The sequence below is a fragment of the Psychrobacter sp. 1Y4 genome (assembly GCF_051847555.1).
The window spans coordinates 1-788 of the sequence record NZ_JBPYDE010000401.1 but is presented as its reverse complement, the minus strand read 5'-3'; the positions used below and the strand labels follow the sequence as shown (position 1 = coordinate 788).

The following is a 788-nucleotide window of genomic DNA, read 5'->3' as shown; positions in this document are numbered from 1 at the left end:
GGCAGATAGTATCTTGCCGCAAGTAACCCGTACCAAATCTAACCTCAAACGCTTAGCACACGGTCAAGCTGGTCGATTGCGACTGGCTTCTGAGTGCCATAGCTGTTTTGATTGGCTCATGCCAATACTCAACCACTATCGACGTGAATGGTCGGATGTTGAGTTGGATTTTGCCACGGGCTTTGAGCCTGAGCCGCATCATCTATTGATGGAGGGCGATATCGACCTGCTCATCACTACCAGTGATTTACCGCTCGACGGTATCAGCTATCAGCCATTGTTTGAGTATGAGAGTCGCTTGGTGTTGTCGCCAACACATGATTTGGCAGCACAGGAGTTTATTGAACCAGATGATTTGATTAACGAAACCTTGATTGCTTATCCCGTAGAAGCCAAGCGTCTCGATATCATTGCCAACTTTATGACGCCAGCACAAGTGAGCTTTGATAGTGTTCGTACGACAGAGCTGACCGCAATGTTGATTCAGTTGGTCGCGAGCGAGCGCGGTGTGGCAGCCTTACCTGATTGGGTGGTTGCTGAATATGAAAGAAAAGGTTGGGTCGTCTCGCGACCATTAGGTGATGGCGTGCATTGTCAGCTATACGCAGCGACGCGTACCTCAAGTAAAGATACAGCATACATGCAAGGGTTTGCGAATTTATTGGAAGGGATCGTAAAGCCAGTTTAATACTCCACTGCTTATTACATTTTTGGTTATAAAATACTGTCCGCTTTCTTACGTTGTGGTAGGCGTTAGGAAAACTGATGGTTCCCTAGTGAGGACTTGA

General features: G+C 47.2%; 1 protein-coding gene. It reads left to right on the top strand.

All coding sequences use genetic code 11. The annotated features are described in order from the left end of the window. A partial coding sequence (locus ACS8FC_RS16600) for a LysR substrate-binding domain-containing protein (protein ID WP_439297588.1) occupies positions 1-688 on the top strand: 688 nt, incomplete at its 5' end. Positions 689-788: the final 100 nt, after the last annotated feature.